Source organism: Microbispora corallina, assembly GCF_016863035.1.
In the GTDB taxonomy this organism is placed as follows: Bacteria; Actinomycetota; Actinomycetes; order Streptosporangiales; family Streptosporangiaceae; genus Microbispora; species Microbispora corallina.
Genome location: NZ_BOOC01000003.1, coordinates 336,107 through 362,018 on the forward strand (window position 1 = coordinate 336,107; position 25,912 = coordinate 362,018).

Below are 25,912 nucleotides of genomic sequence, written 5' to 3' on the forward strand. Positions count from 1 at the left end.
CGGTTGGACGCGGGGTCCGGGCGTGGCGATCGGACGCGACGTGTGGGCGCGGTGTGAAGGCGGGTCACGGAGGCGGGGCCAGGAGGTCGCGCAGCGCGCCGGCGCGAGCGCTCGCCACGCCGTACGGGCGGCTGCTCACGGGGGAGATCCTCGACGCGCCGGTGCTGGCGCGCGCCGTCGAGCCGCGCAGCGAGGGTCCCGACGAAGTGCTGCTCACCCCGGCGGGTCCCGACCCCCGGTGGACGCCGCTGATCGAGGCGCTGTACGGCCTCCTCTGACCGCCGGTCACGCACGCCGATGCGGCGGCCCGCGGCAGGGCGGTGCGCGGCCGGCGTTCCCGGGTCCGCGGGGGTCCGTGAAGGCCCGGCGGGTTCCGGGCGCCGGGCCTTCGCGGGGACCGTGCGGGCCGTGCGGGGCGGGCCGTTTCGGCGCGGCCTGGCCGTGCGGGGTCAGCCCTGCTTGCTCTTGATGGCCTTGAGCAGCTCCTCCTTGCTCATGGCCGACCGGCCCTGGATGCCGAGCTCCTCGGCCTGGTGCAGCAGCTCGTCCTTGCTGCGCTGCCGGGGCTTGGGCGGGCTCTGCAGCTCCTGGGCCTTGGCCTGGCTGAAGACCTTGCCGAGGCGAACGCGCTCGGCTGCCGGGACGGCCTTCTCCAGAGCGGGGAGGATGTCGGTCTCCTCCTCCTGGACGTGGTGCGACACGGCGGCCACCAGCTCCTGGAGGATCGAGTCGAACTCCGGCCCGTCGGGGTCGGCCGCCATCAGCTGGGCCAGGGTCTCCTCGGCCTCGTGGTGCTCCTCGGCGCCGTGGTGGACCTCGCTCGCCTCCTCGGGGTCGCGCTTCTCGAGCAGCGGGTAGACCTCGCTCTCCTCCGCGCGGGCGTGCGCGACGAACTTCGCCGCGAGCTCCGCGACGAGGGCCGGGCGGTTCTCGGGCACCTTCTGGAGCCGTTCGAAGATCGACTCCACGTCCCGGTGATCTTCCTTGATCAGGCTGATGACGTCGGTTGCCATGGTTCCTCCTGTGCGTGGACGCGCTCGCACTACCCGGCGCCGCCCCGATCACACCGGCCCGTACGGCGCAGTGAGGAAGAACCGGGAGCTCCCGCCGTCATCCGTCCTTGGACAGGTCGCCGTTGTAGGTCACCAGCCCGGCGTCGTCCTTCCACCGGTACGCGAGCTTGTCGCCCTTCCGGGTCAGCGTGACGTCACCGGGGACGCATCCGGGCGCGGTCAGTCGCAGGGCGAGCGCGGAGTCGTCCGCGACGACGGCCTTCAGCTCCAGCGTGCCCACGCAGCCGTCGTCCGGCTCGGCCCACCGCGCCTCCATGCGGCCCGCCTGGAGGGTGATCTCGACGTCGTGCTCACCCATGATCAGGTCGGGGGTGGGGACGATGTGCCCGCGCCAGGTGCCGGCGAACGCCGCCGGGATCGTGCCCGCCCGGCCTGTGGTGGCCGGCTGCGACGTCCCACCCCCGGTCGCCGGCCGCGTGGTCCCGTACGACGGGCTCGGGGCCGCCGGGCTCCCGGTGGCCGCGCCGGACGCGGCCGAGGAGGGAGGAGCGGACGGGTGGCCTCCTGAAGGGTCCTGGATCAGCCGCGGGACCAGGAGTGCGGCCGTGACCGCGAGGGCCGCGACCGCGGCGGCGATCCCGACGAGGAGACCCGCCCGGGAGCGACGCGGCGCGGGGGGCCGCGTGTCCGCCTCGGCCGGGTGCGCCGGCCCGGTGGCCTGCCCGGTCCCCCCGGAGTACGCCGGCTGCGCTGCCCGCCCGCTGTTTCCCTGCGCCCCGAAATACGGCTGCCCCTGCCCGAAGCCTCCGCCGTTCCCGGGCGCGCCGCCCTGCGGCCCTCCGTAAGGGTCTCCGTACGGGCCGTTCGGGGGCCCGCCCTGCTGTCCGCTCCGCCGTCCCCCGTACGGGTCGCCCGGCGGGCCGCTGGAGGCGGCGGCGGCGCCGGCGCGGAGGGGGTCGGGGGACGAGCCGACCAGTTCCAGCAGCAGGTCGCGGGCGGCCGGGCGCGTCGAGGGGTCCTTGGCCAGGCAGCGGCCGACCACGTGCCGCAGGGGCTCGGGCACCGCCGACAGGTCGGGGTCGGTGGTCATGATGCGGTGCATGACGGCGGCGACCGAGTCGGCGCCGAAGGCGGCCCTTCCGCCGGCCGCGTACGCGATGGTCGCGCCCCAGGCGAACACGTCGGAGGCCGGGGTGGCCGGCCGCCCGGCGATCTGCTCGGGGGCCAGGTAGGCGGGCGTCCCGATGGGTCCGGCCGTGATCGTCTCGCTCTCGCCCTGCCGGGCGATGCCGAAGTCCACCACCCGCGGTCCGTCCGGGCCGAGCAGGACGTTCCCGGGCTTGAAGTCGCGGTGCACGATCCCGGCGGCGTGGATGGCGGCGAGGGCCGTCGCCGTCCCGACCGCGAGCCGTTCCAGCTCGCCGCCCCGCAGCGGGCCGTTCGCCGCCACCCGCTGCTGCAGCGACGGGCCGTCGATGAACTCGCTCACGACGTACGGCCGGGGTCCCTCGGCGACCGCGGTGAGGACGCGCGCCGTGCAGAAGGGGGCGACGCCGCGCATGGCGTCGATCTCGCGGGCCAGTCGCTGCCGGACGCCGGGGTCGAGCCCCGCCTTGAGGACCTTCACCGCGACGGGCTCGCCGCTCGGCGCGTATCCCAGGTAGACGATCCCCTGGCCGCCCTCGCCGAGGCGTCCGCTCAGGCGGAACTCCCCGAGTGCGCGGGGGTCATCGGGCTCCAAGGGGGTGACCATGGGTCATACCGTAGCGATACGGGTCCCCTGGAGCCGCAGGGATCACAGCAGGCCCAGGTTGACGGTGTACGCGAGCCTGCGGCGGCCGGCGTCGCTCATGTGCAGGTGGTCGCCGTGGTCGTACGGGAGCGCGAGCTGCTGGGGGAACTCCGGGTCCCGCACGGCCTTGTCGAAGTCCACGACCGCGTCGAACGCACGGCTGCTCCGGATCCAGGCGTTGATCTTCTGGCGGATCTCCTCGCGCTCCGGCGTCCAGGTGCCGAAGCCGTAGAACGGCGTGAGGGTCGCCCCGACGATGCGCAGCTTGCGGGCATGGGCCTGCTGGATGAGCCGCTTGTACGCGTAGATGATCGGCTTGGCCGAGGTGTACTCGCCGCGGGAGATGTCGTTGATGCCCTCGTAGAGGACGATCGTGCGGACGCCGGGCTGGGTCACCGCGTCGCGGTAGAACCGGCTCAGCCCGCTCGGCCCCTCGACGGGGTGGAGCAGGCGGTTGCCGGCGATGCCGGAGTTGAGGACGCCCATCCTCCGGGAGGGGGCCAGGCCGGCGATGCGGTGGCGCAGGTAGTCGGTCCACCGGCGGTTGGCGTCGAGGTCCTGCCCGGCGCCGTCGGTGAGCGAGTCGCCGAACGCCACGACCGACCGGACGGCGGCCGGCGCGGCCACCGCCATGCGGTCGAGGAAGTACCACTGGCTGCTCGTGTAGGTGAAGCCGTCGGCCTTCTCGTCGGCCGCGTGGTCGCCCGGCCCCGACAGGAACGTCGTCGCGTACGCGCGCTCGTGGCCGGTGATGTTCCGCACGGTGGCCGGGAGGTAGACGCTCACCACGACGTCGGCCCCGCCGGGGATCTTCCCCGGGATCGGGTCGCTCCAGACCGCCCGGCCCGGCCGCACCGTGATCGACGTCTTGCCGGCGAAGGTGATGGGCCGGTTGGTCCCCGACAGGATCTCCGCGCCGTACGCCTGGATGCCGAGGTGCACGTCGCGGAACGTCACGGCCGCGGCGCCGAAGACGTTCGACAGGCGGATGCGGGCGCCCGCGCCGCCGATGCTGGTGCGCACCACCATGCGGACGGTCTGCCCGCCGAGGGCCGCGTCGACGAGGTCGCTCGGCGCCGACCACGTGCCGACGAGGTGGGACGAGCGCTCCGGCTCGTCGCTCCGGTGGCCGGAGGAGCCCTTCCCGTCGGGGGCGCGGCGCACCGCCGACGACGAGGCCGCCGACAGGCGACGCCGCCCGTCCGTGGCCGCCCCCGTCGCCTCGGCGGCGGACGGGAGTGCGGCCGTCGTCGCGTCCGGGCGCGAGGCCGCACCCGGAGCGTCCGCCGCCGTGCCGGGAGGCGGAGCCGCCTCCGGGTCGCGTGCCGCGTCGTGCCGCAGGGTCGCCCCGGGCCCGCGCGCCGCGTCCCCCGTCGTGCCCGTCGCCGGCGCGCCCGTCGACACCGTGCCGGTGCCCGTCGCCGTCGCGGCGAGGGCCGCTGTGGCGGAGACGGCGATCGCGGCGAACAGGGTCAACCGGTGGGCCGGCCGTGGCATCGAGATCCTCCAAGGATGTGCCGGGAGGGGCGGGTGCGCCCGGGGGGAAGCGTCCGTGACGCCATACATTACGGCCCGGAGGGCCGCGCTTGACCACGACCCGCCCTGATCGTGAAGGTCGCCGCCGTAATGTCACCGGCGTCTGGTTGAATCTTTACCGTCGGACGACGGCGCCGAGCCCTCCCTCGTCGCCCTCCCTCGTCCCGGAGGACATGACGGATGCTCCCGTCCCCGCATGACGACGACGCGTCTCCCGGCCGGCGCCCGGAGGGGCCCTCGGGCCGGCCCGAGGCCGGTCCGCCGAGCCGCACCCCGAGAGGGTCCCTCAGCCGTTCCCGGGCGCGGGGCGGCGTCTCGCCCGTACGGCGGCGGATGTCGCTGGCGGCGCCCGCGGTCGCCGGCATGGCGGCGGCGGTGGCGAGCGCCCTCGGCACCTCGCTCGACATCTGGACGCTCCCCCTGACCGCGCGGATCGTCGTCACGGTGGCGGCCGCCGCCCTCGTCGGGACGCTGACCTGGGCGACCGCGACGCCCCACGCGTCCGGCGAGGGCCCGCGCGGGCCCGAGGGCGCGCCGCCTCCGGCCGAGCTGCCGCCGGTCATCGCCCACTTCACCGGCCGCCGGGAGATCCTCGACGAGCTGCGGCACCGGTTCGCCGAGCGCGACGGGGACGCCCCGCTCGTGGTGTCGTTGTACGGCCGGGGCGGGGTCGGCAAATCGGCGCTCGCGGCGCGGTTCGCCCATGAGGTCATCGGCGACTTCCGCGACGGCCAGCTCTACTTCGACCTGCGCGGCGCCGACGGCGAGGCCCGGCCGCAGGAGGTGCTCGCCGGGTTCCTGCGCGCCCTCGGCGTCCGGCTCACGACCGACCCGGGCGGCCTGACGGAGCTGCAGAAGCTCTGGTGGACCTGGACCAAGGACCGCCGCATCCTGATCCTCCTCGACAACGCGCAGAACGCCGACCAGGTCAAGGTGCTGGTGCCGCCCGAGCCGCGCTGCGCCGTCATCGTGACCTCGCGTCAGCCGCTGTTCCTGCGCAACCGCTACGACCGGCAGCTCGGCGCCTTCACCGAGGCCCAGGGCGTGGAGCTGCTGGCCCGCCTCGCCGGGGACGACCGCATCGCGGCCGACCTCGACGCGGCCCTGGAGATCGTCCGGCTGTGCGACCGGCTGCCGCTCGCCATCAGCATCTGCGGCGGCCGCCTGGCGACCAGGGAGAACTGGTCGCTGGCCGAGCTGGCCGGCCGGCTCGCGGACGAGCGCCGCCGCCTCGACCAGCTCCAGGTCGGCCGGGAGATCGACAAGAGCGTGCGGGCCTCGCTCCAGCTGAGCTACGACGACTGCACCGACATCCAGCGGCGGCTGCTGCGGCTGCTCGGCCTGCTCACCGCGCCCGACGTGCAGGCGTGGGTGGCCGGAGACCTGCTCGACACCTCGGAGCTGGACGGCGCCGACCAGCTGGAGGCGCTGGTGGACGCTCAGCTCGCCGAGTGCTCGGGCACCGACGCCACCGGCCACATGCGCTACCGGCTGCACGAGCTGGTCCGCCTCTTCGCGTACGAGCTGGCCGTACGGGAGGAGCCGGAGCCGAGGCGGCTCGCGGCGATCGAGCGCGTGCTGTACGGCTACCGCCGCCGCGCGGAGGCGGCCGCGACCGACCGCTGGCCGCAGGACTGGCGGCGGCGCGGGCGGCGGCCCGGCCCGTCCGACGGGGGCGCGGCGGCCGAGCGGCAGATCTCCTCGGCCGGCTGGTTCACCGCGGAGCGGCTGGCCCTGCTCGCGTCGGTCCACCAGGCGCGCGCCGCCGGGCTGTGGGACCTGGCCTGGGCCACCGGCCGGGCGTTCTGCTCGCTGTGCCACTCACTGCGCGCGTACTGGTCCGACTGGCGGGCCGTGGCCGACATCGCCTGTGAGGCGGCCGAGCGCACCGGCGACTCCCGTGCCCTCGGCATCGCCCTGCTGGAGCGGGCCGCCGTCGCCGGCGGGATCGGCAGGTACGCCGAGGCCCGCGCCGACGCCGATCGTGCGCGGGAGCTGTTCGACGGCCTGGGGGAGACGTGGTGGGCCGCCCGGGCGATGCGCACGGTCGGCATGACGCTGTTCAGCGAGGGCAACCTCGACCGCGCCCAGGGCCTGCTGCTGGCCGCCGTCGACGCGTTCAAGGCCGAGGACGACCGGTGGTGGCAGGCGCGGACCCAGCGCAACCTCGCCGAGCTGCGGCTGGCCCAGCGCCGGTACGCCGAGGCACGGGAGCTCCTGGAGGACTCCCTGACCGCCTTCCAGTCCGGGGGCAACCGCTACTCGGAGGCGCAGACGCAGCGCGTGCTGGGCGAGGTGCTGGCCGCCGAGGCCCGGCGGCTGCTCGCGGCCGGCGACGCGATGGACGCCGAGCGCAGGTTCGTCCTCGCCGGCAACGCCCTCCGCTTCGCCATCCGGGCCTTCCACGACCGCAACGAGGAGTGGGAGGAGGCCCGCTGCCTGCGCGCGGCCGGCGAGATCGGCGACCCGCAGAACGGCCTGCAGGAGTACGCGAGCGTCCGCGAGGCCAAGGAGACCCTGGCCAAGCTGGGCGACTCCTGGGGTGTCGCCCGTACCGAGATGTCCGAGGCCGGCGCCCTGGCGCGGCTGGGCCGCCAGGACGAGGCGGTCGAGGGACTGCGGGGCGCCGCCCGGCACTTCGCGGAGCTGGGCGACCGCTGGTGGCAGGCGCGCGGGCTGCGCACGCTCAGCGAGGTGCTCCTGGAGGCCGGGCGGCGGGCCGAGGCCCGGGAGCCGGCGGCCGAGGCGCTGGCCATCTACCGCAGCCTCGGGAACGAGGCCGGCATGTCGCGCGCCCAGGACGTCCTGGAGCGGGCCAGCCGCGGGTGACGCGCGGGTGGAATGTCCTGGCATGACGTTCGGTGGGACAGACATTCACTCTGCCCTCACGTTCGCGCCATTTTGCGACATATAGGCTCTTGGGGGTGAACGAGCGCTGGATTGATCTCGAAGGTGCGGTCAACGTACGGGACCTGGGCGGGCTGCCCACGACGGACGGCGGGACGACCCGGTACGGGCGGATCCTGCGGGCGGACAACCTCCAGGGTCTGACCGAGGGCGACCTCGGCCGGCTCGTGGGGGACCTCAAGCTGCGCAACGTCGTCGACCTCCGCTCCGACACCGAGGTGCGGCTGGAGGGGCCCGGGCCGCTGACCCGGCTGCCGGAGATCGAGATCCACCATCTCAGCCTGTTCGCCGAGGGCGGGCGGTTCACCGACGTCGAGGCCGACACGATCGACGACCGGGCGCTGCCGTGGCAGGACGAGCGCCCCGAGGACGAGGTCGCCGAACTCCGGGTCACCGGCTACTACTACGGCTACCTGCGCGACCGCCCCGACTCCGTGGTGGCGGCGCTGCGCGTGCTGGCCGACGGCGACGGCATGGCGGTCGTCCACTGCGCCGCGGGCAAGGACCGCACCGGCGTGGTCAGCGCGCTCGCGCTGGCCGTCGCCGGGGCCACCCCCGAGGCGATTATCGACGACTACGTGGCGACCGGCGAGCGGCTGGAGGGCATCCTCGCGCGGCTGCGGGCGAGCGACACGTACCGGACCGACCTCGACTCCAAGCCCGCCGACAGCCACCTGCCGCGGGCGGAGTACATGGCCCAGTTCCTGACCACGCTGGAGGACAGGTTCGGCGGCCCGTTCGGCTGGCTGGAGACCCAGGGCTGGACCGAGGAGGACACCGAGGCGCTGCGCGCCCGTCTGCGCGACTGAACCCCTGCGAGGGGGGTCGGCGAACCGGACTCACGGGAAGTTGTATAGGCTTCCTATGTAATTTCCGGTTCGCGTCAGGAGCATGCCCGTGGCCGACACCCACGCCGCCGTCCCCGGAGAGGAGACTCCTCCGGTCGCCGCCGTGCTCGAAGAGCTCGCGCTGCTCGCCGTACGGCGGCTGACGACGCCTCGCGACATCAGCCTCACGGCCGCGTCCACGCTGTCGTCCCTCGAACGGAACGGTCCCGCGCGGCTGAGCACCCTCGCCGCCGAGCAGGGGGTCAGCCAGCCGTCGATGACCCAGCTCGTGCAGCGCCTGGAGCGTGAGGGGCTCGTGGGCCGGCGGTCCGACAGCCTGGACGGACGGGCCACCCGGATCGCCGTCACCGACGCCGGACTGGAACTGCTGGCCGTACGGCGGCGCCGGCGCAGGGACCTCATCGCCGACATGCTCGGCGGGCTGTCCCCCGAAGAGCGGCGGGAGATCGACCGGCTCGCCGGCGAGTTCCTCCCGCTGCTGCTGCGCCTGCTGGAGACCCCGGCGGCCGAGTAGCCCCTGGCCGCCGCCCGACGGCCACCCCCTCGCTACCTCCAGGAGGTTCGGTGAGCTCTGCTCATGCCCCCGTTTCCAATCCCTTCAAGCAGCCGAAGGCGGTCTGGGCCGTCGCCTTCGCCTGTGTCATCTCCTTCATGGGGATCGGGCTGGTGGACCCGATCCTCCCGGCTCTCAGCAGCAAGCTGCACGCGACGCCGAGTCAGGTGTCGCTGCTGTTCACCAGCTACCTCGTCGTCACCGCGGTGGCCATGCTCGTCACCGGCTGGGTCTCCAGCCGGATCGGCGCCAAGCGCACGCTGATCGCGGGCCTGGTCCTCATCGTCGTGTTCAGCGCGCTCGCCGGGCTGTCCGGCAGCATCGGCGGCATCGTCGGCTTCCGCGCGGGCTGGGGACTGGGGAACGCCCTGTTCATCGCCACCTCGCTCGCGGTCATCGTCGCGTCGAGCAGCGGCGGGTTCGCCGGCGCCATCATCCTGTACGAGACCGCGCTCGGCGTCGGCATCGCCATCGGCCCGCTGCTCGGCGGCGAGCTGGGCGGCATCAGCTGGCGCGGCCCGTTCTTCGGCGTCGCCGTCCTCATGGCGATCGCGCTCGCCGCCACCGTCACGCTGGTCCGCCCGACGCCGCGGCCCGCCCGCAGGACCGGCGTCCTCGACCCCATCAGGGCGCTGCGCCACCGCGGCCTGCTCACCATGGGCCTGACCGCCCTCTGCTACAACTGGGGCTTCTTCACCGTCCTCGGCTTCGCGCCGTTCCCCATGGGGCTCGACGCCCACCGGCTCGGCTACGTCTTCACCGGCTGGGGGCTCCTGGTCGCCCTGTTCTCCGTCTTCGGCGCCCCCCGGCTGCAGGCGCGCTTCGGCATCGCCAAGACGCTCTACGCCAACCTCGTGCTGTTCAGCGCGGACATCCTGGTGATCGCGCTGTTCACGGACAACACGACCGTCCTGGTCTGCTGCGTCATCGTCGCCGGGGTCTTCATCGGCGTGAACAACACGGTCACCACACAGGCGGTCATGACGATCGCGCCGGTGGAGCGGCCGGTGGCCTCCGCCGCGTACGGGTTCATCCGCTTCATCGGGGGCGGCCTGGCCCCGTTCGCCGCGGGCAAGCTCGCCGAGGGGGTGAACGTCCACGCGCCGTTCTACGTGGGCGCGGCCTCGGTGCTGCTCGGCGTGGTCGTCCTGGCCACGGCGCACCGACAGCTCGGCGAGGCCGAGCGCGTCCAGGCGGCCGAGCTGGCCGCGGCCGCGCCGGCCGCCGCGCGGCGCGAGGAACTGCAGGAGGAGGCGCTCGCCGAGGACCTCGGCAGCGCCACCTGAGCACCCCTCACGGGCCCGCGGACGCGTCCGGCGCCGACCTCCCTCCGGCGCCGGGCGCGCCGCTCACCCGGCCGCGCCGCTCAGGCGGCCGTGCCGCTCACCCGGCTGCGACGTCGGTCACCCCTCGGGTACGGGCACGACCTGTCCCGTGCCGGCCGACAGCGTCGCGGCCTCCAGGACGGCGACGGTCGCGGCGGCGCTGTCCGCCGTCACGGGCGGCGGAGCGCCCTCCCGCAGGGAGGCCAGCACGCCCTCGTAGAAGAGCTGGTAGGCCCCGTGCTCGGTGGGGACCGGGCGGTCGTCGCCCTCGGTCCCGAGGCGGCCCCACCGCTCGGGCGCCTCGGCGCCCCAGCCCGCGCCGCCGAAGGCGTGCGGGTCGCCGGGCCGCTCGCCCGCCCGCAGGCGGTCCTCCTGTGGGTCCAGGCCCCACTTGACGTACGCCGCCTGCGAGCCGAGCACCCGGAACCGGGGCCCGAGGCGGGCGGCGACCGCGCTCATCCACAGATGCGACCGCGTGCCGCTCGCGTGCGTGAGCGCCACGAACGCGTCGTCGTCGTTGCTCACGCCCGCACGCCGGATGTCGGCCTCGGCGTACACGTGGGAGACCGGCCCGAAGAGCTGGAGCGCCTGGTCGACCAGGTGGCTGCCGAGGTCGTAGAGCGTGCCGCCGACCTCGCCGGGGCCGCCCGTCTCGCGCCAGCCGCCCTTCGGCACCGGACGCCACCGCTCGAACCGCGACTCGAAGCGGTGCACCCTCCCCAGCTCGGGCAGCAGGCGGCGCAGCGTCAGGAAGTCGCCGTCCCAGCGCCGGTTCTGGAAGACCGCGAGCATGAGGTCGCGCTCGCGGGCCAGCCGCGCCAGCTCGCGCGCGTCCGCGGCCGTGCCGGCGAGCGGCTTGTCGACGACGACCGGCAGGCCCGCCTTGAGCGCCTCGGTCGCGAGCGGCACGTGGGTGCGGTTGGGGGAGGCGACGACCACCAGGTCGGACCGGTCCCACAGGTCGGCCGCGTCGGCGACGACCTCGGCGCCGGGGTGCTCGCGCCGTACCCGCTCGGCCTTGGCCGGGTCGCGGGTGACGACGGCGGACAGCCGCAGGCCCGGGGTGGCCGCGATCAGCGGCGCGTGGAAGAAGGAGCCCGCGGGGCCGTAGCCGGCCAGGCCGACGCGGTACTCGGCGACGTCGGGGAAGCTCATCGGCGGTCAGGAGTCCCGGTCGTCGCGCTCGGCGAGGAACGCCTCGAACTGCGCGGCCAGCTCCTCGCCGGTCGGCATCGGGGTGTCCTCGGCGAGCAGGCTCTCCCGCTCCGCGCCCGTCTGGAACGCGTCGTACTGCTGCTCCAGGCCGCGGATCGCCCCCGACAGCTCCGCCGAGGCGCTGATCTGCTCCTCGATCTCGCCGGTCGTCCGTTCGGCGGCCTCGCCCAGCGCGTCCAGCGGGAAGACCAGCCCGGTCGCCCGGGTGATGGCCTCCAGCGCGGCCAGGGCGGCCTGGGGGTACTCCGCCTGGGCCAGGTAGTGGGGCACGTGCAGGGCGAAGCCGAGCGTGTCGTGGCCCTTGGCGCCGAGACGGTACTCGATGAGGGCGGCCGCGCTCCCCGGCACCCGCACCTTGCCGAACGGGCTCGGCGAGCCGCCCGCCAGCTCCGGCTTGGAGCCGTGGGCCGTGTGGCCGAGCGGCCGCGTGTGCGGGACGCCCATCGGGATGCCGTGCACGGTCACCAGCGTGCTCACGCCCAGCTTCGCGACGAGCACCTCGACGGCCTCGGTGAACAGCTCCCACTCCCGGTCGGGCTCGGGGCCGGTCATCACGAGGAACGGCGTGCCGGTGAGGTCGTACGCGAGGTGGACGGCCAGTTCGGGGGTGTCGTAGTCGGTCCAGTGGTCGCTGTCGAAGGTCATCACCGGCCGCCGGGACCGGTAGTCGAGCAGCCGGTCCACGTCGAACGTCGCGACGACCCGGTGCTCCAGCTCGGCGAGGAGGTGACCGAGCGCCAGCCTCCCGGCCGCGCCTGCGTCGACGAACCCCTCGAAGTGGTAGAGCAGCACCGGATCGGTCAGCTCGGGGAGCTCCCCTTCGAGCCGAAAGAGATCCGTGGGGTCGAACACGTGTCCCAGCCTTTCTCAAGGAGCCTTTACCTACAGAACCTACGGGGTGCCCCAGGGATTCCGCGCGGTTGCGGCGACCTTACCGGTGGACAATGGCCACATGGAGTCCGACCCGGAGCTGGAGGGATTCGCCACCCGCCTTTTCGACCTCGCGCGGGCGGGGGAGACGGAGGCGCTGTGCGCGTACGTGGACGCGGGCGTCCCGGCGAACCTGCGCAACCAGAAGGGCGACACGCTGCTGATGCTCGCGGCCTACCACGGCCACGCGGGCACGGTCCGCGCTCTGGCCGAGCGCGGCGCCGACCCGGACCTGGCCAACGACCGCGGCCAGACGCCGCTCGCGGGAGCCGTGTTCAAGCAGGAGGTCGAGGTGGTGCGGGCCCTGCTGGACGCGGGCGCCGACCCCCAGGCCGGCACCCCGTCCGCCCTGGAAACCGCCCGGATGTTCGGGAATCCCCAGATCGTCTCGTTGCTGGAGATCTGAATCGGGTGTCCGTAATTTGTCACCTTGGGCACATGGTCTGGCGGTATGGCCTACCTCTGGTCATGCTGTAACGCGTGGTTACTACGTTCACCAATCCCCTCGGTAGGCACCCACTTCGTATTCCTCCGCTGGACTGCCCCTTCCCCAGCGAGATCAACCCCCATGTTGACGAGGCGAATCAGGAGAGTTTCGCCTGGCTTCTCCGGACCGGAATGATCGAGGACGCGCGGCAACTCGACGTGTACCGGCAGGCGAAGTTCGGATGGCTGACGGCCCGCGCGTATCCGCGTGTCGACAGGGACATGCTCCGGCTCCTGATGGATTGGTGCGTCTGGCTCTTCGCGTTCGACGACGGCTTCTGCGAATCCGAGCTGCTGAGCCGCCGGACGGCTCTGATCGCCCAAGCGCTCCCCGACATGTTCCGGGTCCTGCACGATCTCGACTCGGGCGGTGAGTTGACCAACGTCTTCGCCCGCACACTTCGCGAGCTGAAGGAGCGAATCGCCGTACACGCCGAACCGGATCAGCTCGACCGTTGGTCCACCGCCACCAAGGAGTACATCTTCGCCCAGGTGTGGGAGGCGGCGAACCGGGAAACCCAGGCGGTGCCCACTCCCGAGGACTACATTTTCATGCGCCGCCGAACTGGGGCGATGTATCCGGTCTATGCCCTCATCGATATCGCGGGCGGTTACCGCCTGACTCCCGAGGAGTGGCACCACCCCGACATCCGGGAGCTCACAGAGCACGCCAACGATCTCGTGGTCTGGGACAACGATCTCTTCTCCTACGCCAAGGAGCGGGAGCACGACAGAGCCCGGCACAACCTGGTCAACGTTCTGATCACGCACCGCGGATACGCCCTGCAGGAGGCGCTCGACGAGGTGGCGGGGATGCACGACCGGGCCGTGGAGCGGATGGTCGAGCTTCGAGCCTCGGTCGAGAAGTGGGGTTCGCAGGGGGTCCTGGACTACACGCTCGGACTTGAGCACTGGGTGCGCGGGCACATCGAGTACTCCCTCAACAGCGCCCGGTACATCCACGCCTGGCCCTCGAACACGTACTGGCCGGCGATGGCCGACAGGGGCCGGGTCGAGGCCGACCGGGCTTAGTCGAAGTCCTGCTCACCCAACGCGTAGCTGATGGCGTCCTCGAGGTTCCTGCGCGCGCCCGTCTCGAAAGCCGTCTGATAGGGGTCGTCGCCGAGGATCCGCTGACATTCCTTCACGGCCTGCTCGTGTTCCGCGGTGAAGAAGGGCGAGCCGAACTGGGGAAGGCCGAACAGCTCCCAGTTGGCCTGGGCGGCGCCGAGGATCTGGGCCGCGTGGTCCGCATCGCCCTGGTCCACGGCGAGGTTGGCCAGCGTCTCCATCGTCATGACCGTGCCCAGGACATCGTGGAAGGAGCGCTTGAGCCGAAGCGCCAGCCGGGCGCTGTCCACCGCCTCGGGGATGCGCCCGGTCGCCCGGTGCGTCAGCGACATGGCATACGAGGCGTAGGAGCGGAGCCACAGCTCGCCTCGATCCTGGCATATCCTCAGGCAGTCCTGGAGGAGCGTCTCCGCCTCGAAGTGTTCCTCCTGGGCGGTGAGCACGAGCGACAGTTCGACGATCGCCGGGAGAAGGCCAGGATTGAGCTCTCTGCCTCCCCTGTGGAACTCGATGGCCACGCCGAGCAGGGCCATCGCCTTCTTCAGGTCGCCCTGAAGGAAGGCGGCGGTTCCGAGCATCTTGGTGGCGAGGATGACCGCCCCCGAGTCCCCGACCTGGATCGCATCGGTGCTGCACTGCTCCGCGGCCGAGATGGCGCCGGTGATGTCGCCCTGGGCGCTGCGAATGTAGGACAGCACCCACAGCGCTTTGCATCGTTCTTTGCTCGCCTGTACCGACACCTGCAGCGCCCGTTCCAGGTAGAGCCTTCCCTCTCGGGCGAACCCGCAGGCCATCCACATGTACCAGAGCGAGGACAGGAGATCGAGGCCGATGCGGCTCTCACCGGGCTGCGACAGGCAGTAGTCGAGGGCGACACGGATGTTGTCGTGCTCCTGCCGCATGCGCACGTACCAGTGCACCTGACGAGGGCCCGACCACGCGTGCTCGCCGCGCTGGGCGAGCTGGAGGTAGTAATCCCGGTGCCGCCGGCGCAGGGCCTCGGTCTCGCCGAGCTTGTCGAGCCACTCGCCGCCGTACTGCCCCAGGGTGTCGATCAGCCGGTACCGCTGACCGGCCGGGGTGGAGAAGCTGAAGAGCACCGACTTGTCGACCAGGCCCGTGATGACGTCGAGGATCCGCTCGGAGGGCAGGCTGTTGCCGGCGCAGACGTAGCGGGCGGCGTCGAGCTCGAAGTCGCCGGCGAACACCGACAGGCGGGCCCACAGCAGCCGCTCGGCCGGCTCGCACAGCTCGTGGCTCCAGCCGATGGCCGCGCGCAGCGTCTGGTGGCGCGGCAGAGCCGTACGGCTGGCCCCGGCCAGCAGGCTGAACCGGTCGGCCAGCAGCGCGAGGATCTGCTGCACCGACAGCGTCCGCAGGCGCACCGCCGCCAGTTCGATCGCGAGCGGGATGCCGTCGAGACGACGGCACAGCTCGGCCACGGCCGTGATGGTGTCCTCGTCGACCGCGAAGTCGGGCGCGACGGCGGAGGCGCGGGCGCTGAACAGCTCGACGGCCTCGTTGGTGTACGGGCTCTCCATGGGGTCGTCGCCCGGGACGGTCAACGGCGGCACGGCGACCGTGTACTCGCCCTGCGCGTTCAGGGACCGCCGGCTCGTGGCGATGATCCGCAGCTTGGGCGAGGCGCTGAGCAGCTCCTGCGTGAGCTCGGCCACGGCGTCGACGAGGTGCTCGCAGGTGTCCAGGAGCAGCAGGATCTCCCGGTCGGCCAGCCACTCGGCGAGCGTGTCCGATCCGCGCCGGGGCGACTGGTCCGCGATGCCGAGCGCCGCGGTGATCGTGTGGTGGACCATCCCGGGGTCCTGGAGCCGGGCGAGGTCGGCGTACCAGACGCCGTCCCGGAACTGGGAGCGCACCTGGTGGGCGATGCGCAGCGCGGTGCGGGACTTGCCCACTCCTCCGATGCCGGTCACCGTGACCAGCCGGGACTCCTGCAGCCGCTGCCTCAGGGAGGCCAGGAGCCGTGTCCGTCCCACGAAGCTCGTGAGCTCCACGGGGAGGTTCCCGTCTTGCCGCCATCCTGCTGGCGTAGCCATGCCGCCTCACGGGGGGATTCGTCCGGCGTGCTGTCTGCTCCCGCATCGTACCTTTGCGAACCGATGGCTGTCCGGTGGTGGGTACGTGACGTTTCTCCGCAGGAAAGGGGACGTGGCCGCCCGCCCTCGGGGAGGTGACGGGGGCCGCCGGGGCCGCCGGTTGCGGTTAGCATGGGCGCGTGAGCGTTCAGCATCCGGATGACATGCGTCCGGTGGACCTCTTCGACGAGGGGCCGCCGGTGCTGCCCGACCAGACGAGCGACGACACCGACCTCGGGTGGGGCGACTGGCGCCCCGACTCCGACGACCGCTACCTGGAGGAGCGGCCGCCCCACTGGTGACGGGTCAGGAGACCACGTCCTTGCGGCGGAAGCGGCGGAACGCCAGGGCGACGAGGATCGCCGAGTACGTCACGGAGATCGCCACGCCCTTGACCATCCCGCTGTAGTCGGGCCGCGGGGCGAGCGCGTCCAGCCAGGCGGTGTTCCAGAAGGTGGGGAGGAACTCGCGCAGCGAGCCGAGCGCCTCCACCGCCTGAAGGATGCTGCTCACGATCACCAGGCCCACCGCGCCGCCGACGGCGCCCAGCGGGGAGTCGGTGCCGACCGACAGCAGGAAGGCCAGCGCGGCGACCACCAGCTGGCTCACCAGGGCGTACCCGATGACCACGGCGAACTTGGGCAGCACGTCGGCGGCGGGGATGACCTCGCCGGTGCCCGGCACGCGGATGTCGTGCCAGCCGAACGCGAGCGTGCCGGCGAGCAGCGCCATGAGCGGCAGCACGGTCACCGCCGCGGCCGAGTAGGCCAGGGCGACGACCAGCTTCTGGCGCAGCAGCCGGTCCCTGGGCACGGGCGCGGCCAGCAGGTAGCGCAGCGACGACCAGCTCGCCTCGCTCGCGACCGTGTCCCCGCAGAACAGCGCGACGGCGACGACGAGCAGGAAGCTCGCCGACACCGACAGCGCGAACGCCGCGAAGTTGAGGCCGCCCTGGGTCGCCAGGTCCGACAGCCGCAGCCCGCCGCCCGGGCCGTTCGAGGCGGGCCCGAACTGGAACGCGACCACGAGGACCCACGGCAGCGCCAGCAGCAGGCCGAACATCACGATCGTCCGGCGCCTGCGGAACTGCCGGACGAACTCCACCCGCAGCGGCAGGGTCCGACCGGGCGCGTAGCCGGGGGCCGAGGCGGTCACCGTGTCGGCCGGGCTCATCGGCTCTCTCCGATCAGGTCGAGGAACACGTCCTCCAGCCGGGGGCCGGAGCCGTTCACATGGGTCGTGGCGCCCAGCAGGTCGCCGACGGGCCCGGCCGACACCAGCCGTCCCCGGTGCATGACCACCACGTGGCTGCAGGTCTGCTCGACCTCGCCGAGCAGGTGGCTGGAGACGATCACGGTGCGCCCGCGCTCGGCGTACGCCTTGAGCACGCGGCGCATCTCGGCGATCTGCGGCGGGTCGAGCCCGTTCGTCGGCTCGTCGAGCACGAGCAGGTCCGGCAGGCCGAGCATGGCCTGGGCGATGGCCAGGCGCTGTCGCATGCCCTGGGAGTAGGTCCGCACGGCGCGGTCGAGGGCCGCGCCCAGCCCCGCGATCTCCAGGGCCTCCTCCATGCGGGCGTCCTCGGCTGGCCGTCCCGTGGCGCGCCAGTAGAGATCCAGGTTGGCCCGCCCGGTGAGGTGCGGGAGGAAACCGGGACCCTCGACGAACGACCCCAGCCGCGACAGCACCGGGGCGCCGGGCACGACCCGCGTCCCGAAGATGCGGATCTCACCCTCGTCGGGGTGGATGAGGCCCATCAGCATCCGCATCGTCGTGGTCTTGCCCGCGCCGTTCGGGCCGAGCAGGCCGAGCACCTGCCCCCGCTCGACCCGGAACGACAGGCCGTCGACCGCCTTCTCGCCGTTGCGGTAGCGCTTGCCGAGGTCGCGGATCACCAGCGGCACGTCGGCCAGGTCGTCGTCCGTACGGCCGGCCGTGCGGGGGGCGCGGCCGGTCAGCAGCAGCACGGCGGCCACGACCACGGCGACCAGCGGGAGCACCCAGGTCCACCAGGCCGGGCCGGTGGCCGGGGTGGTCAGCGCCGGGTCGGACGGGACCGTCAGCTCAGGCGAGTCGAGCCCGATCCGGTACACGGCCGGGGCGGCGGGTGTGGCGTACCCCATGTCGGTGGTCGACACCACGAGCCGGAACCGGTGGCCCGCGTCGAACCGCCGGTCGACGGCCGGCAGCGTCACGGTCACCGGCGTGCCCGACTCGGTCGCGGTGACGCGCAGCGGGGCGACCAGGCTCGACGGCAGCACGGGAAGGGCTCCGCCCGTGTCGTAGAGCTTGGCGAACAGCGTCGCCTCGCCCGTGCCGTACACGCGGATCCTGACCGTGGGGCTGCCGGTCACCTGGACCGGCGCGGCCAGCGCCGCCGACTCGAAGGCGGCGAACTGCCCCGGCATGTCGAGGGCCACAGATACAGACCCGCCCCCGGCGCCGCCCAGCAGGCCGCCGAACCCCGGCACGGAGGAGACGGAGGCGGGGGAGCCGCCCGGCGGGTTCGCCACCGGCTGCTCGGGACCGGCCAGCTCGACCCGGGTCTGCCGGACGCCGCCCAGCCCCGGGTACGCCGCCGACGTGGCGTGCACGAGGACGGTCCGCCGGGTGCCCGGGTCGCGCCCGCCGTCCCGGCTCACCGTGAAGGGGGCGCCGTCCCCGCCCGCGGCCGACCCCTTGAGCCAGTGGTCGAACCAGCCCGTGGTGCGGTCGGCGGCCCAGTCGGGCTCGGCGTCGCCGCCGTCGTGGCCGCCGTCGTACCAGGCCACCTCGACCGGGGCGCCGGTGGCCGCGATCGCCCGGGCGTTCGCGTCGGCCTGCGACAGCGGGAACAGCGAGTCGTGCTGGCCCTGGATCAGCAGCGTGGGGATCCTGATCCTGCCGGGGACGGACACCGGGCTCGACCGCCGCAGCATGTCGACGGCCGCCTGGGTGGGCCGGCCCGTCTCGGCCACCGTCTGGTACATGTCGCAGATCGACGGCAGGAACCGCCCGCACCGCACCTGGTCGGCCGTGGGGACGGCCGCCGTTCCCGCCCGCCCGGCTCCGGTCAGGGCGGCGAGGGCGGACGCGTCCGCGCCGCCGTCCGGGGCGAGCCGGTCGGCCCCGGCGCTGAAGAAGATGCCGGCCCACATCTTCTTGAAAACGCCCTCGGCCGGGCCCCTGCCCGTCGCGTCGGGGAACAGCGCGTCGGCCAGGTCGTACCAGGTGATCTGGGGGACGATGGCGTCGATCCTGCGGTCGTACGCCGCGGCCATCAGCGCGATCGCGCCGCCGTACGAGCCGCCCGCGATGCCCACGCGCGGGTCGCCGGGGCCGTCGAGCCGGACCTCCGGCCGCGCGGCGAGCCAGTCGACGAGCCGGCGGACGTCCTTGACCTCGTAGTCCGGGGAGTTGAGGGCGATCTGGCCGGTCGACCGGCCGAACCCGCGGGCCGACCAGGTCAGCACGGCGTACCCCTGCGCGGCCAGCCGCGCCGCCTGCGCCCGCATGCTGTCCTTGCTGCCGCCGAACCCGTGGGCGAGCAGCACCGCCGGGGCCCTGCCTCCGGACGCCGGGGGGAAGAAGGTCGCGTCGAGCGTCACCCGCTGGTCGTCCGCCGGGCCGTCCAGCACGGGGATCGTCAGATCACGCCCCCTGACCGGCTCGTCGCCGGGCCACAACGCCCAGATAAGACCCCCCACCACCAGGACGAGCAGCGTGGCCACCGTCGCGAGGGCCCGCCGCCCACCCGGAAACGTCATGTCGCGATGCTACTTACCCCCTCCTGAGAGACGACTGAGGACCGGCCCCAGACCCGGTCGCACCGCCGCGATGTGCGCAATCGTGATGATGGATCGGGGTAAACCCCGATTGCGCGGCGGGTTTACGGACCGGCATCATTTCGCGCGTGACCCAAGGAACGACGCTCAGCAACGTCCCCGCCCGCATCATCGGGTGGGCCCTTCCCTACTGGACGCGGGGGGAGGCGGGCAGGCAGACCCCGGCGGACCTGTTCCGGGTGCTGTACCTCGGCTGGCTGGCGGCGTTCGTCCTGAAGGTCCTCGGATCGTCGTGGGACGTGTCGTGGCACTTCAGGTGGCTGCGCGACGACCTCGCCCCGCCGCACCTGCTCAACACGGTCGGCACGGTCATCGCGGTCGGCCTCGCCATCGTGCACTGGTACACCGGGTACGGCGTCGACCGGACGGCCTCCCGGCTGATCGTGTGGGGCACCGGCGTCTTCCTCGTCGCGATCCCGCTCGACTTGATCAACCACCGGGTGAACGGCCTCGACATCACCGCCTGGAGCCCCTCGCACGCGCTGCTGTTCATCGGCACCGCGCTCATGATCGCCGGGGCGATCCGGGGCTGGTGGACCGGGTCCGCCGGCCGTCCGGAGATCTCGCCGCTGCGGCGCTCGCTCGTGCTGGGCGGGCTGTTCGCGTTCTTCCTGGAGAACGCCCACTTCCCCGAGCAGCACCAGGAGTACGGCGTGCTGGAGCTGGCCTCCTGGGACCGCGGCCACCCGTACGCCGAGCCGAGCCTGCTGCACTTCGCGGCCGACCAGATGGGCCGGGCCGTGGACCGCGCGATGATCGTCAAGTTCTCGCTGCCGATCCCGGACTACGTCTACCCGGTGTACGCCGGGATCCTCGGCATGGCGATCCTGGTGTTCGCCCGGCTCATGGTGGGGCGGCGCCTCACGGCCACCACGATCACGGCCGTGTACGTGGGGTACCGCTGCCTGGTGTGGCCGCTCCTGGTGGGGACGGGCTTCCCGCCCTCCGCCGTCCCGTTCTTCTTCCTGCTCGCCGGGGTCTGCGTCGACGCGGCGTTCCTGCTGCGGCAGCCATACGTCCGGGCCGTCGGGGGCGCGGTGCTCGTCACGGCCGCGGTGTACGGCGGGCTCGCCGTGCAGGACCGGCTGCTGGAGGCGCCGCCGTACGCGCGGGACTCCTGGCCGGTGGCCGCCGCCGGGCTCGTGGTCGCCTGGCTGGCCGTGGAGTGGTTCGCCCGCCGGCACAACCTCGCGGCGTCCGACGCGGGTCAGGCGACCGCCCCGGCCGCGTCCGTGGCTCCGCTCGCCGTCCTGCCCGGTACGGCGCAGGCGTCCGAGGCCGTCGAGCCGCCGGCCCCCGCCGACCTGCCCGCCGCCGTCGACGTCGCCGTGGACGTCGCTGTGGCGGCCCCCGAACCCACCGCCTGATCGACGGCACCTTGGGTGCCTGTCTGATAGCCGAGACCCAGGTCCCGCCGTCTGTCCGCCGGGACCTGGGTGCCGTCGTCTGGTAGCTGGGACCTGGGTGCCGCCGTTTGAGGGTCTGGGATCCTGTCCCGTCCGCCTGGTTCCGGCCGCCGAGTCCTGGTCGCCTCAGCCCCACCGCCTGGTCCGCACGACTGGTCGTCCCTGGGGCTGGGACGGCGGGGCGGGAATCGCGGCCGGGCGGCGGGAGCTCGGGGTCAGGCGACGGGGGCTCGGGTCAGGGCGACGGCGACGCCGTAGGCGAGGCCCATGACGGTCAGCTCGAACGCCGCCCAGGCGGCGAACGCCGTTGGCGCCCGCCGTGCGACGGCGGGCATGAGGCGCCAGCGGATGTTGGCCCCCAGCACGGCGACGATCCCGATCAGCGCGGCCTTCGCGAGCACGAGCTGGCCGTACCTGGTCGTGACGAGCGACTCGGGGAACCGCTCGACGGGGGACAGGACCAGCTCCACCACCCCGTTGAAGATGCCGGAGGCGCCCACGACGAGCAGGGCGTAGGTGGCCAGCCGCGAGAAACGCGGCAGCGTCCTGGCCAGCAGCTCGCGGTCGCGGTGCACCAGGACGGCGAGGGCGATCAGGCCGCCCGTCCACGCCGCCGCTCCGAGGACGTGGAGCTCCATGGAGACCATGCTGAGGTCGTGCCAGTACCAGTTCGAGGCGTGGCCGGTCACCGGGAGCGGCAGCAGCCCGAACCCGGCCACCAGGACCCGCAGCTCGGCCGGCACCTTCTCACCGAAGCGCACGGCGAACATGCCCACGGCGGCGGCGGCCAGGGCGCAGGAGGCGCTCACCACCAGCCCCTGCCCCGAGCCGATGCCGTTCACATAGTCCGCGATGTCGGGGATCTTCCCAGGGGTCAGCTCCGCCGCGCTCAGCACCACGGAGGTCAGGGCGGCGGCGCACCAGATGAGCGCGCAGAGCACCGCCCAGTGGCGGGCGCGGGCCGCCAAGGGCTCCGTACGGACCGGGTCGTCGAAGCCGAGCAGCTTCGGCAGCAGGCTCAGCCCGACCGTCGCCGTGGCCGCCAGGTCGAGGACCAGCCGGGTCACCGGCAGGCCGTACTCGACCACCCTGCCCGGCATCGGGATGCCCGGAACCGCGCCCGGCAGCGTCAGCCACGTCGCGATCACCACGGCGAGCGCGCCTCCGGCGGTGAGTCCCGCGACCGGGATCCGCCCCCGGTATGGCTCGGCCGCTGAGCCCCTCGCGGTTCCCCGACCCAGGGTCGCGGTCACGCCTCGCCCCCCGAACCCCTGGCCGTGTCGCCGCCCGTCTTGTTCCCGCCCGCCGCGCTCGGCACATCCCCGCCGCCCGCCGGGGCCCCGGTGTCAGCGCTGTCAGAGGCTGGACGGGTGCCGCCGTTCCCCGCACTCGCGGGCGCGGTCCCATTCGTGGCTCCCGCCTCGCTCCCGGCGGTGCGGTCGGCCGGGGTGGCGGTGGCCGCCGGCGCGGCCGCATCGTCTCCGCCTGAGCCCGTGATGTCCGGGACAGGTCCGGAGGGGCCGCCTCCCGGGGGGCCACCGGTCGCGAGGGCGAGGCGGCGGTCATGGCGGACGAGCACGCGGATGGCCAGCGCGAGCAGCGCGGCGGTCGCGACCAGCAGCCCCCAGACCCATCCTCCGCTCGATCCGGGCACCTCCAGCGATCTCCCCGCGCCTGTCGCCGCTGTGCCGCCGGGCTTCGAACCGGAGGCCGGTCCCGCCACGCCGCCGGTGCCGCCGGTGCCGCCGGTGACCGTGAAGGTGATTGTGCCTGTGACGGGATGGCCGTCGTTGGAGACGATCCGGTACCCGATGGAGTAGTCGCCGGCGGGACCCGCAGGCCGTACTGAGATGAAGACGCCGGCGCCGCTCGTGCCCACCTCGCCCTGTTCGTAGTGGGCCCCGCCAGGACCGGTGACCGCGATCCTCGCGAAGTCGCGGCGGACCGCCTGGTCGAACGTCAATGTGACCACGTTGGGAAGAGCCGCGAGCCGCGCGCCCTGCTGCGGGTCGCTGCCGATCAGGACGTTGTGGGCCGATGCGGGGGACGCCAGCGGTGCCGCCGTCGCGAGCAGCGCCAGGACGAGCGCCGCGATCGCCCGCCCGGCCACCCGCGTCGCCGACGGAAGGGCGTGAGCCGCCCGGGACGCCCGCCGCTCGACCGTGACCGCCGGACGGGCCCACAGGCGCGGCGAGGCGTCTCCGACGAGGCGTCGGGGCGCCGGCCGGGGACCGGACGCGCGACCGCCCGCACCCGCAGTGCTCCCGCGTCCATGGGCGCGTGGGACCTCGAACACCTGGCTTGCCTTCCCCTTGCCGTGCACCGACCCAGCCATGGTCCCATTGATCCCGCCCGGCCCGGTCCCGGCCCGCGGCTCCTGTGGACAACCGAGCTTCGCCGGGCGACGGCGGGGCTCCGGGCCGCGCGAGTGTCACCGGTCTCGCGCGACCCGGAGGCCGTGCCCGGGGCGGGCGGCGCCGGCTGCCCGCCCCGGGGTGGTGCCCGGGCCGCGCGAGTGTCACCGGTCTCGCGCGACCCGGAGGCCGTGTCCGCGGCGGGCGGCGCCTGCTACCCGCCCCGGAGATCCGGAAGGGCCGGGGTCAGACCCTCATCCAGGGGGCGCCGCGACGTCGGCGGCTTCCACCCGGCGTTGGCCGTGTGCGCCTGGAGGCATTCGTAGGCGGAGACGCCGTACGTCACCTTCGCCCCGGTTGCGTACGCCATGCCGCCGGCTCCCAGGGCCGGCACGAGCCCGGCGACCGCCGCCCTCCTGAGGGGAGCGGCGCGGACCGCTCCCGCTGATGTACGCACGCGCACGGCTACACCTCCGATAGGCGAATGCCAGTCGTCGACCGCCCCGCCCCCAGGGGGATTGATCGGAAAGTAAGCCGCGCCCACAGGGCCCGTCAATGCCCTCTGTTAAGAAAGTTTCCTTATAATGCTGCCTTAATGCTGTCTTGAGCCGGAGAAATGCCGGGCATGGCACGAGAGGCCCGCGCACACCCCTTCGAAGTGGAGACCGTCTACCGGGCCGTCGCGGGACGATCTGTGGTCAGGGCGGGTGTGCTCCAGGACTCGAGCAGGCGCAGCGACTGTTCGGTCGGTGAGCCCGGTTCCACGTTGTAGATGTACAGGGTCTGCTCCGCGTCTCCAGGAACCTGGAAGGACTCGAAGACGAAGTGCAGGTCACCGACGACGGGGTGATGATAGAGCTTCGCGCCGTGGGTGCACCGCAGCACCCGGTGGTCGTTCCACCAGGTCGTGAACTCCGGTGACCGCAGCATCAGTTCGCCCACCAGGTCTGCGAGTTGCCGGTCGTGGGGACGGAGCCCGGCCTCCAGGCGGAGGATCGCCGCGGTTTGGGCGGCCACGCGTTCCCAGTCGCCGACGGTCTGCCGTGCGGTGGGGTCCAGCAGGTAGTAGCGGGCCAGGTTGCGGGCCGGCACGGGCAGGGCGTCGAAGTCGGTGAGGACGGCCCGGGCCAGCCGGTTGGAGGCCAGGACGTCGGTCCGCCGGCCGAGGATGTACGCCGGCACGTGCTGCAGTGTCTGCAGCATCAGGTGCAGGCCTGGACGGACTCGCTGCGGTCCGGTGGGGGTGCGGCGAGCGGCGGCCTTCGGCCGGGCCAGCAGATTGTGCAGGTGTTCCTTCTCGGACGCGTCCAGGCGCAGGGCCCGGCTCAAAGCCTCAAGCACTTCCGGTGAGGGGTTGCCGGCTCGACCCTGTTCGAGCCGTGTGTAGTACTCGGTGCTCACCCCGGCGAGCCGGGCGGCCTCGTCGCGACGCAGTCCCGGCACCCTGCGCGTACGGCCGTCCTCGGGCAAGCCTGCCTGGTCAGGGGTCAGGCGGCTCCGCCGGGTGCGCAGGAAGTCGGCGAGCTCGCTTCGGCTGTCCATACACCCAGTGTGGCGTCTCGCGTGTGCGGTGTTTCCGGTCTGAGTGGCCCTGCCGGTACCTGTTTCCACAGGGTGCGGTGGGCGTCCTTTGCGGTCTGCCGGGCCATGGTGTGCTGGATGAGCGGCCCGGATGAGCGGACCGCCCCCAAGAAAATCTACGAAAGGTACTTAGATGACCTCGCATACCTCTGCCACCCCACTCGCCGGCCGTGTCGCCGTCGTCACCGGCGCCTCCAGCGGTATCGGCGAGGCGACCGCCGAACACCTGGCATCGCTGGGAGCGAAGGTCGCCGTGCTGGCCCGGCGCGAGGACCGGCTCGCTGATCTGGTCTCGCGTATCGAGAAGAACGGCGGCACCGCACTGGCGATCGCCGTGGACGTGACCGACGCGCAGTCCGTGCGTGCGGCCGCTGACCGGGTGAAGAACGACCTGGGCGGCGCGGACCTGGTGTTCAACAACGCGGGTGTGATGCTTCCGGCCCCGATTGAGGAGCTGGCCACCGACCAGTGGCAGCGCCAGATCGACCTGAACGTCACCGGCCTGATGAACGTCATCGGCGCGTTCGTCCCGCAGCTGGTCCAGGCGGCCGCCGAGCGCGGCGTCGGTGACCTGATCAACAACTCCTCGATCGCCGCCCAGAACATCTACCCGAACTTCGCCGTGTACGCGGGGACCAAGGCCTACGTCACGCACCTGTCCCGGCACCTGCGGACGGAGCTGGGCCCGAAGAAGGTACGGGTCTCCGCGATCGAGCCGGGCATCGTCGGCACGGAGCTGCAGAGCCATGTCACCGACGCCGGTGCGCGGGAGTGGCTGGCGGGCTCCAAGGAGACGATGGAGTGGCTGACATCGGAGGACATCGCCCACACCGTCGGCTTCCTCGCCTCCCAGCCGGCACGCGTCAACCTCCAGCAGGTCACGATCATGCCGACCGGCCAGCCCAGCTGATCGCACCCGAGGCGCCGCCGTCCGCATCGGACCGGCCGGCCGGACGCGGCCGGGACACCCCGGTA

22 protein-coding genes are annotated in these 25,912 nt (G+C 73.2%); 10 read left to right on the forward strand and 12 right to left on the reverse strand.

Annotated features, from left to right (window positions below; all coding sequences use genetic code 11):
- Positions 1-53 precede the first annotated feature (53 nt).
- Complete coding sequence (locus tag Mco01_RS05645) at positions 54-278, forward strand: hypothetical protein (RefSeq protein ID WP_204055806.1); 225 nt, start codon at positions 54-56, stop codon at positions 276-278.
- A gap of 171 nt (positions 279-449) precedes the next feature.
- Here Mco01_RS05645 and Mco01_RS05650 read toward each other — a convergent pair whose 3' ends face one another.
- From Mco01_RS05650 to Mco01_RS05660, 3 genes are all read right to left on the reverse strand, one after another.
- Positions 450-1,013, reverse strand: coding sequence for a hemerythrin domain-containing protein (locus Mco01_RS05650; RefSeq protein ID WP_204055807.1), 564 nt, complete (start codon positions 1,011-1,013; stop codon positions 450-452).
- Between the two features lie 97 nt (positions 1,014-1,110).
- The gene (locus Mco01_RS05655; protein ID WP_204055808.1) at positions 1,111-2,766 is read right to left on the reverse strand and encodes a serine/threonine-protein kinase; all 1,656 of its coding nucleotides are present in this window, start codon (positions 2,764-2,766) and stop codon (positions 1,111-1,113) included.
- 42 nt (positions 2,767-2,808) lie between these two features.
- Positions 2,809-4,302 carry an SGNH/GDSL hydrolase family protein gene (locus Mco01_RS05660; RefSeq protein ID WP_204055809.1) on the reverse strand — a complete coding sequence of 498 codons (1,494 nt, stop codon included), beginning with the start codon at positions 4,300-4,302 and terminating at the stop codon, positions 2,809-2,811.
- A gap of 219 nt (positions 4,303-4,521) precedes the next feature.
- Between Mco01_RS05660 and Mco01_RS05665 the strand changes: the two genes are divergently transcribed.
- The 4 genes from Mco01_RS05665 (at position 4,522) to Mco01_RS05680 (ending at position 9,935) form a co-directional block, all read left to right on the forward strand.
- Positions 4,522-7,170, forward strand: a complete 2,649-nt coding sequence (locus tag Mco01_RS05665; RefSeq protein ID WP_204055810.1) for an ATP-binding protein — start codon at positions 4,522-4,524, stop codon at positions 7,168-7,170.
- 95 nt (positions 7,171-7,265) lie between these two features.
- Entirely contained in the window at positions 7,266-8,057 is a 792-nt protein-coding gene (locus Mco01_RS05670; protein ID WP_204055811.1) for a tyrosine-protein phosphatase, read from the forward strand.
- A gap of 88 nt (positions 8,058-8,145) precedes the next feature.
- Complete coding sequence (locus Mco01_RS05675; RefSeq protein ID WP_204055812.1) at positions 8,146-8,610, forward strand: MarR family winged helix-turn-helix transcriptional regulator; 465 nt, start codon at positions 8,146-8,148, stop codon at positions 8,608-8,610.
- Positions 8,611-8,660: 50 nt separating this feature from the next.
- Entirely contained in the window at positions 8,661-9,935 is a 1,275-nt protein-coding gene (locus tag Mco01_RS05680) for an MFS transporter (protein ID WP_239103362.1), read from the forward strand.
- 117 nt (positions 9,936-10,052) lie between these two features.
- Here the strand turns inward: Mco01_RS05680 and Mco01_RS05685 are convergent, their stop codons facing one another.
- Both Mco01_RS05685 and Mco01_RS05690 read right to left on the reverse strand, forming a co-directional pair.
- Positions 10,053-11,129 carry a Gfo/Idh/MocA family oxidoreductase gene (locus Mco01_RS05685; protein ID WP_204055813.1) on the reverse strand — a complete coding sequence of 359 codons (1,077 nt, stop codon included), beginning with the start codon at positions 11,127-11,129 and terminating at the stop codon, positions 10,053-10,055.
- A 6-nt stretch (positions 11,130-11,135) separates the two neighbouring features.
- A complete protein-coding gene (locus Mco01_RS05690) occupies positions 11,136-12,041 on the reverse strand; it encodes a proteasome assembly chaperone family protein (protein ID WP_204055814.1) in 906 nt (301 codons plus the stop codon).
- A gap of 100 nt (positions 12,042-12,141) precedes the next feature.
- On the opposite strand from Mco01_RS05690, the gene Mco01_RS05695 reads away from it, so the two are divergent.
- Together Mco01_RS05695 and Mco01_RS05700 are read left to right on the forward strand one after the other, a co-directional pair.
- Entirely contained in the window at positions 12,142-12,525 is a 384-nt protein-coding gene (locus Mco01_RS05695) for an ankyrin repeat domain-containing protein (protein WP_204055815.1), read from the forward strand.
- 74 nt (positions 12,526-12,599) lie between these two features.
- The gene (locus tag Mco01_RS05700) at positions 12,600-13,637 is read left to right on the forward strand and encodes a terpene synthase family protein (RefSeq protein WP_204055816.1); all 1,038 of its coding nucleotides are present in this window, start codon (positions 12,600-12,602) and stop codon (positions 13,635-13,637) included.
- Here Mco01_RS05700 and Mco01_RS05705 read toward each other — a convergent pair.
- Positions 13,634-15,691, reverse strand: a complete 2,058-nt coding sequence (locus tag Mco01_RS05705) for an ATP-binding protein (protein ID WP_239103363.1) — start codon at positions 15,689-15,691, stop codon at positions 13,634-13,636. The genes Mco01_RS05700 and Mco01_RS05705 overlap by 4 nt on opposite strands.
- 221 nt (positions 15,692-15,912) lie before the next feature.
- On the opposite strand from Mco01_RS05705, the gene Mco01_RS05710 reads away from it, so the two are divergent.
- A complete protein-coding gene (locus tag Mco01_RS05710; protein WP_157099787.1) occupies positions 15,913-16,074 on the forward strand; it encodes a hypothetical protein in 162 nt (53 codons plus the stop codon).
- A gap of 4 nt (positions 16,075-16,078) precedes the next feature.
- On the opposite strand, the gene Mco01_RS05715 is transcribed toward Mco01_RS05710, so the two are convergent.
- Positions 16,079-16,945, reverse strand: coding sequence for an ABC transporter permease (locus Mco01_RS05715; protein WP_204055818.1), 867 nt, complete (start codon positions 16,943-16,945; stop codon positions 16,079-16,081).
- A complete protein-coding gene (locus Mco01_RS05720) occupies positions 16,942-19,518 on the reverse strand; it encodes an alpha/beta fold hydrolase (RefSeq protein WP_204055819.1) in 2,577 nt (858 codons plus the stop codon). The genes Mco01_RS05715 and Mco01_RS05720 overlap by 4 nt, the downstream gene beginning before the upstream one ends.
- 146 nt (positions 19,519-19,664) lie before the next feature.
- Between Mco01_RS05720 and Mco01_RS05725 the strand changes: the two genes are divergently transcribed.
- Positions 19,665-20,963 carry a hypothetical protein gene (locus tag Mco01_RS05725; RefSeq protein WP_204055820.1) on the forward strand — a complete coding sequence of 433 codons (1,299 nt, stop codon included), beginning with the start codon at positions 19,665-19,667 and terminating at the stop codon, positions 20,961-20,963.
- Between the two features lie 254 nt (positions 20,964-21,217).
- On the opposite strand, the gene Mco01_RS05730 is transcribed toward Mco01_RS05725, so the two are convergent.
- The 4 genes from Mco01_RS05730 to Mco01_RS05745 form a co-directional block, all read right to left on the reverse strand.
- Positions 21,218-22,255 (reverse strand): CopD family protein, encoded by a 1,038-nt coding sequence (locus Mco01_RS05730; protein WP_239103364.1) that lies wholly within the window; start codon positions 22,253-22,255, stop codon positions 21,218-21,220.
- Positions 22,252-23,112, reverse strand: a complete 861-nt coding sequence (locus Mco01_RS05735) for a copper resistance CopC family protein (protein ID WP_204055821.1) — start codon at positions 23,110-23,112, stop codon at positions 22,252-22,254. The genes Mco01_RS05730 and Mco01_RS05735 overlap by 4 nt, the downstream gene beginning before the upstream one ends.
- 458 nt (positions 23,113-23,570) lie before the next feature.
- Positions 23,571-23,813: a carbohydrate-binding protein gene (locus Mco01_RS05740; protein ID WP_204055822.1), complete on the reverse strand. Its 243-nt coding sequence runs from the start codon at positions 23,811-23,813 to the stop codon at positions 23,571-23,573.
- A 212-nt stretch (positions 23,814-24,025) separates the two neighbouring features.
- Positions 24,026-24,898: a helix-turn-helix transcriptional regulator gene (locus tag Mco01_RS05745; RefSeq protein ID WP_204055823.1), complete on the reverse strand. Its 873-nt coding sequence runs from the start codon at positions 24,896-24,898 to the stop codon at positions 24,026-24,028.
- Positions 24,899-25,070: 172 nt separating this feature from the next.
- Here Mco01_RS05745 and Mco01_RS05750 point away from each other — a divergent pair, with 172 nt between their 5' ends.
- The gene (locus tag Mco01_RS05750) at positions 25,071-25,847 is read left to right on the forward strand and encodes an SDR family oxidoreductase (protein ID WP_204055824.1); all 777 of its coding nucleotides are present in this window, start codon (positions 25,071-25,073) and stop codon (positions 25,845-25,847) included.
- Positions 25,848-25,912: the final 65 nt, after the last annotated feature.

What these genes read in the sequence shown, in the direction of transcription:
- Mco01_RS05655 (WP_204055808.1), bottom strand. Translation starts at nt 2,766, where the DNA reads ATGGTCACCCCCTTGGAGCCCGATGACCCCCGCGCACTCGGGGAGTTC.
- Mco01_RS05695 (WP_204055815.1), top strand. Translation starts at nt 12,142, where the DNA reads ATGGAGTCCGACCCGGAGCTGGAGGGATTCGCCACCCGCCTTTTCGAC.
- Mco01_RS05685 (WP_204055813.1), bottom strand. Translation starts at nt 11,129, where the DNA reads ATGAGCTTCCCCGACGTCGCCGAGTACCGCGTCGGCCTGGCCGGCTAC.
- Mco01_RS05745 (WP_204055823.1), bottom strand. Translation starts at nt 24,898, where the DNA reads ATGGACAGCCGAAGCGAGCTCGCCGACTTCCTGCGCACCCGGCGGAGC.
- Mco01_RS05660 (WP_204055809.1), bottom strand. Translation starts at nt 4,302, where the DNA reads ATGCCACGGCCGGCCCACCGGTTGACCCTGTTCGCCGCGATCGCCGTC.
- Mco01_RS05665 (WP_204055810.1), top strand. Translation starts at nt 4,522, where the DNA reads ATGCTCCCGTCCCCGCATGACGACGACGCGTCTCCCGGCCGGCGCCCG.
- Mco01_RS05650 (WP_204055807.1), bottom strand. Translation starts at nt 1,013, where the DNA reads ATGGCAACCGACGTCATCAGCCTGATCAAGGAAGATCACCGGGACGTG.
- Mco01_RS05720 (WP_204055819.1), bottom strand. Translation starts at nt 19,518, where the DNA reads ATGACGTTTCCGGGTGGGCGGCGGGCCCTCGCGACGGTGGCCACGCTG.
- Mco01_RS05715 (WP_204055818.1), bottom strand. Translation starts at nt 16,945, where the DNA reads ATGAGCCCGGCCGACACGGTGACCGCCTCGGCCCCCGGCTACGCGCCC.
- Mco01_RS05750 (WP_204055824.1), top strand. Translation starts at nt 25,071, where the DNA reads ATGACCTCGCATACCTCTGCCACCCCACTCGCCGGCCGTGTCGCCGTC.